Here is a 5,604-nt window from a genome sequence, read left to right on the forward strand (position 1 = left end):
CTCAAGCCGCGACGATCCGGCAAAGCGTGCACTTGGTTTCCTGCATGTAGGTCACCGGGTCGTAGCCGTAGGTCGTCAGCGCGTTGACCGACTCTCCCAGCACGATGGGGTCGGTTCCGGGCGGATAGGCCGAACGCTGGCTCTCCCCTTCCCAGAAGCCCGCGAAGTGGAAGGGCATGAACGCGACGCCCGGCCCGACGCGGTCGGTCACCAGCGCCTTCATCCGTGCCCTGCTGTTGCCTTCCGGTCCGTGGACCCAGACTTGACCGCCGTCCTTGACGCCAAGCCGCGCCGCGTCCTGGGTGTTGACCTCGACGAACATGTCCTGCTGAAGCTCGGCCAGCCACTTGTTGGACCGGGTCTCCTCGCCGCCGCCCTCGTACTCGACCAGCCGGCCGGACGTCAGGATGATCGGGAAGTCCTTGGTCACGTCCTTCGCCTGGATGCTCTTGCCCAAATGCGCGACGCGGAAGTCGCGCCGGTCGTCCAGCGTCGGGTACTGCTCCACCAGATCGCGCCGCGACGTATAGATCGGCTCGCGATGGACCGGCACCGGGTCCGGCAGGTTCCAGGCCACCGCCCGCGCCTTGGCGTTGCCGAAGGGCGAGCAGCCGTGCTTCAGCGCCACCCGGATGATGCCGGTCGACAGGTCGGTCGCCCAGCTGACGCCGTCCGGGTTCGCCCCGCCGATCTTCTCGATCACCGTCCGCTCCGCGTCGGTCAGGTCGGTGTGCCAGCCCAGTTTCTTGAGCATCCCATAGGTGAATTCGGGATAGCCGTCCTCGATCTCCGACCCCACGGACCACGATCCTTCGGCCAGCAGGTTCGCGCCGTCCTTCTCCACGCCGAACCGGGCGCGGAAGGTGCCGCCGCCTTCCATCACGTGCTTCGAGGTATCGTAGAGGATATGCGTGCCGGGATGCTTCAGCTCCGCCGTGCCCCAGCACGGCCAGGGCAGGCCGTAGTATTCGCCGGCGCACGGTCCGGTCGAGGCCTTCAGCGTCGTCCGGTCGAAATCGGCCTGATGCTCCATGTGGAGCCGCAGCCGCTCCGGCGACTGGCCCGAATACCCGGTCGAGAGCGAGCCGTAGTTGATTTCCCGCAGGATGTCTTCCGGGTCCGGCTGGCCGTTGACCACCTTGATCCGCTTGAACATCTCGGCGCCGAAGCCCAGTCGGGTCGCCAGCGCGTACATCACGTCGTAGTCGTTCTTCGACTCGAAGATCGGCTCCACCACCCGGTCGGCCCACTGGATCGAGCGGTTGGACGCCGTGCGCGACCCGTTCGCCTCGAACTGGGTGCAGATCGGCAGCAGATACGTCCCGTTCTTGCGCCCACTGACCGACGCGAAGGTCGTCGGATGCGGGTCCGCCACCACCAGCAGGTCCAGCGCTTCCAGGCCCTTCCGCATTTCCGGCATGCGGGTGACGGTGTTGCCGCCGTGGCCGAACACCATCATCGCCTTGACGGGCGACGGCTGCTCGACGTCCTCCGGCTTCGCCAGGACGGCGTCGAACCAGCGGGTCGTCGGGATGCCCTTCGTTTCCATGAACTTCTGGGACACGAAGCGCCCCTTCATCCACTCGTAATCGACGCCCCAGGCCCGGCACCAGTGCTTCCAGGCGCCCTCGGTCAAGCCGTAATAGGCGGGCAGCGAGGTCACGTCCAAGCCGAAGTCGGTAGCGCCCTGGACGTTGCAGTGCCCGCGGAAGATGTTCGCGCAGCCGCCCGCGACCCCGATATTCCCCAGTGCGAGCTGAAGGATACTCAGCGCCCGCACATTGGCGGTGCCGACCGTGTGCTGGGTGATGCCCATGCACCAGATCAGCGTCGAGGGCCGGTTCTTCGCCATGATCTCCGCGACCTTGCGGACCTGGTCGCCCGGCACGCCGGTCACCCGCTCGACCTCCTGCGGGGTCCATTTCTTGACCTCGGCGCGGATCTTGTCCATGCCGTGGACGCGCTGCTCGATATAGGTCTTGTCTTCCCAGCCGTTCTCGAAGATGTGCCAGAGCATTCCCCAGACCAGCGGAATATCCGTGCCCGGCCGCAGCCGGACATACTCTGTCGCGTGGGCCGCCGTGCGGGTGAAGCGGGGATCGACGACGATCAGGTGCGCCTTGTTGATCTCCTTGCCGCGCAGCACGTGCTGCAACGAAACCGGATGGGCCTCGGCGGGATTGCCGCCGATGATCAGGATCGCCTTGGAGTTATGGATGTCGTTGTAGCTGTTGGTCATGGCGCCGTAGCCCCATGTGTTCGCAACGCCGGCGACCGTCGTGGAGTGGCAGATGCGCGCCTGATGGTCCACCGTGTTGGTGCCCCAGAACGCCGCCATCTTGCGGAACAGGTAGGCGCCTTCGTTGGAGAACTTGGCCGAGCCCAGCCAGAACACCGATTCCGGCGACGATTTCTCGCGGATCTCCAGCAGCTTGGCCCCGATCTCGTCGATCGCCTTTTCCCAGCTCAGCCGCGTCCACTGGCCGTCCACCAGCTTCATCGGGTATTTCAGCCGGCGGTCGCCGTGGACCAGTTCGCGCACCGCAGCACCCTTGGCGCAGTGGGTGCCGTTGTTGATCGGGCTGTCCCAGCTCGGCTCCTGGCCGACCCAGACGCCGTTCTGGACTTCCGCCGTGACCGTGCAGCCGACCGAGCAGTGGGTGCAGATGCTCTTCTTGCGGGTGATCTCGACCCCCGGAGCCGTCGGCCCGGCCTCCGCCTTGCCGACCATGCTCATGGAGGAAACCGCCCCTGCGGCGGCCAGCCCTCCCGCAGCGAGCCCCGAACGCTTCAGGAAAGCGCGCCGGTCCATCGGCGCCGCAGCGGCGACCGAGCCGAACATCCCCGTCCCACGACCCGCTGCCGTAGGCTTCCTCTTGACCAGCATGGCGAATCGCTCCCGTTAGAACCGGTTGGTTTCGTAATATTTCTTGACGTGGTCGGTTTCGCGGTAACGCTGCTTGACGCGCTGGTCCGCCGTCTCGACCGCTGCGGCCGGACCCGCCGCCAGCAGGGGAACGGCGGCGGCGGCGCCGGCGGCGCCCGCCCCCATCACGCGCAGGAAATCACGGCGTTCCAGCCCCGCTCTCTTCTTCTCCGCGTCCATCCCCCGTCTCCCTTATTGTTGTTGTTTAAGAATCAAGTCAGGCCGTCATCCCGAAGGCTTCGGCCTCGATGGCAAGGAAGAGCTGGCCGATCTCGCCGACCGGCCGGTAAAGATCCGCTGCCTGCGCCTTTTCCAGGTCCGCGAAGAACTTCCCGGCCCAGGGAGCGAGATGCTTGTCGTAGAATCCGCGCTGCGCCGCCAGATCGGCCGGAGCGCCGAAGCTGCCAGCGATCAGGCCGGCCATCATCTCGCAGATCGACGCGATATGGTCTTCCGGCTCCTTCACGTCGGTCTTCCGCGCGATGCCCAGCGCCTGCATGTCGGCGCGAAGCTTCGCCAGCGGCTTTTCGTTGAGGAAGCCGGTCAGGTAGAACGACGCATAGGGCACCAGCTCGCCGCGCGCGACGCCGATGAACAGCGCGAAGTATTCGCGCTCGGCAGCCGCCTCGCCGGTCCGCGCTGCCGCCGCCGCCAATCGCGACAGGGCCCCACCGAACGGCGTGTCGTCGCCCTTCAGGGCCGCGACTCGCGCCAGCAGGTTCCCGTCCGGCTGCCGGACCAGGAGTTGTGCGAGCAGGCTGTAGCATTGCGCCCGCAGCAGGTCGGCTTCGTCGATATCAGCGGTCAAGTCGTCACCAGTAAACAAGTTAGCATCTGTCTCAAACTTCAACTATCATGCTGCAGTGCAGCACGAATGCGATCCTTCCTGCCGTTGAGGGCAAGAAAAAATCATACCTACTTTTCGCGGGATCAACAAGCCTGCGCGGGCACTCGCATCAGGAAAAGCTGGGCACCGCTCCGCCATGACGGCGCCGGCGCGGCGGCTCGGGTGCCGCTTCCGCCACGGGTTCCTCGACGGGGGCCGAAAGCCGCTCCGGTTCCGGCCCAGGCTCGACCGCCGCGACTTCCACCGCCGCAGCCTCAGCCTCCGGAACCTCCGGCTCGTCGGGCTTCGGTTCCTCCTCCGCCTTGAGCATCCCGAACACCCGGTCGGCCAGTTCCTTGACGTTGTCGGTCACCCGCAGCGCCCCATAGCCCGGCGCGTTGAAGTCCCAGTCGTAGTCGGCCAGCGTCTTGTACCCTGTTATCGCCGGGTCGGTCGCCCAGGCCCGCCGCAATGCCAGAGTCCGCAATTCCCGAGGCACCCCCGGTTTCAGGAACGCCGTATAGTCGCTGACGGCATCCAGCGTATCCAACGCCGGCAGCGACGCCGGATCGAACGGCTCCGGCTCCTCCCCGACACCCTCAACCGAAGCCTCCCCCACAACCTCCGGCTCGGAAACCTCCGCCGCCTTGGTCCGCTTCAGCCGAGCCCAGCGCCCTAAAAAGCCCTCGCCGCTCTCCGGTCCCTCAGTCTTCGTCTTCATAATCCGCATCCTCGTAGCCGCGCTGCCCCGGCGTGCGGATCGCCATTGCCTCCGGGTCGGCCCGGTCGCGCTTCCGCTTCCATTTCGTCCGCTCGACGTAGTGAACGGCGACGAAGGCCTCCATCCACTCCCGCACCGGCCCCGGCAGGGGCAGCGCCTCGACCAGATCGTCGCCGGTATCGGCATGCGCATGCGCCTCGCCCGGATCGACCGTCGCTCCCAGCAGCTTGATCCCACGCGCGTCGTCAGTCTTCCTCAGCACGACGTAGATAGCCGGCTCCCGGCTCTGGAGGTTATAGGCGTAGGTCTCGCACTCGCCCGGAAACAGCGACAGCTCCGCCGCCCCGGCCAGATAGCGCACCCAGCCCTCGCCCTGTCCCAGCACCGTCCAGTCCGCCGCCGAAACCTCCCCCGGCAGGACATCGACCGCCTGCCAGCGGTGAGACTGCCACGGATGGTCGATCCGCCGGTGCTCCACGACGACCCCGACCATCATCCGCTCACCTTGAACCGAAACCGCCACGATCAACCCTTCCCCGCAATCGGCAGATTGACCAGCAGGTTCTGAGGCTTCAGCCGAAGCTTGCGGTCCGCCGTCATCGCCATCGCCATATAGACAGGACGCCCCGCCACCCGTTCCAGCATCGCATCGGCATCGTCGAATTCCAGCCGGAACAGCGCCAGCACCCGCGCCAGCCGCTCCGCATCGACCTCTTCCCCATTATAAAGCGCGTTCATGATCCCGGTCGCCTCGGTATCCAACCCGACATGCCACGACCAGCGCTCGTCGCTGATCTGCTGGACCGGATGAATCCTTACCACCACCCCCAGCAGATGCCGAACCCAGTGTTCCAGCACCCGGCACAGCGCGTCCAGCCCCGGCTTGGGAAACCCGACCTCCAGCACCATGTCGAAGGCGTCGCTCCGCGCCCAGTACTCGCCGGCATTCCCCTCCGTCATGACGTCCAGATCGACGCCGCGAACGGCGGTGCCGTTCTCCGCCAGCAGCCGTCCCAGCCCGCCGAACCCGCCGTCGCGCGACCGTTCGTCAACCGTGTCCTCGTCGGCCACCAGCACGGCGCCGTCCTGAAGGTTGACCCGCTGCGACCGGAACAGCAGCTCCGCCGCCCG

Annotated in this window: 6 protein-coding genes; all 6 read right to left on the reverse strand. The window is 66.5% G+C overall.

Translation table 11 applies throughout. The features are described from left to right. Position 1: 1 nt before the first annotated feature. Positions 2 to 2,887 (reverse strand): formate dehydrogenase subunit alpha, encoded by a 2,886-nt coding sequence (locus AC5JJ6_RS39145; protein WP_496047225.1) that lies wholly within the window; start codon positions 2,885 to 2,887, stop codon positions 2 to 4. 15 nt (positions 2,888 to 2,902) lie between these two features. Beyond that, positions 2,903 to 3,106, reverse strand: a complete 204-nt coding sequence (locus AC5JJ6_RS39150) for a twin-arginine translocation signal domain-containing protein (RefSeq protein WP_429646900.1) — start codon at positions 3,104 to 3,106, stop codon at positions 2,903 to 2,905. 37 nt (positions 3,107 to 3,143) lie between these two features. After that, a complete protein-coding gene (locus AC5JJ6_RS39155; RefSeq protein WP_496047226.1) occupies positions 3,144 to 3,734 on the reverse strand; it encodes a TorD/DmsD family molecular chaperone in 591 nt (196 codons plus the stop codon). 148 nt (positions 3,735 to 3,882) lie between these two features. Next, complete coding sequence (locus AC5JJ6_RS39160) at positions 3,883 to 4,473, reverse strand: DUF3306 domain-containing protein (protein ID WP_496047227.1); 591 nt, start codon at positions 4,471 to 4,473, stop codon at positions 3,883 to 3,885. After that, positions 4,457 to 4,996: a DUF3305 domain-containing protein gene (locus AC5JJ6_RS39165; RefSeq protein ID WP_496047228.1), complete on the reverse strand. Its 540-nt coding sequence runs from the start codon at positions 4,994 to 4,996 to the stop codon at positions 4,457 to 4,459. The genes AC5JJ6_RS39160 and AC5JJ6_RS39165 overlap by 17 nt, the downstream gene beginning before the upstream one ends. 2 nt (positions 4,997 to 4,998) lie before the next feature. Continuing rightward, positions 4,999 to 5,604 (reverse strand): DUF6352 family protein (locus tag AC5JJ6_RS39170; RefSeq protein WP_496047229.1); only part of this gene is annotated, 606 nt, incomplete at its 5' end.

The organism is Skermanella sp. (assembly GCF_059503625.1).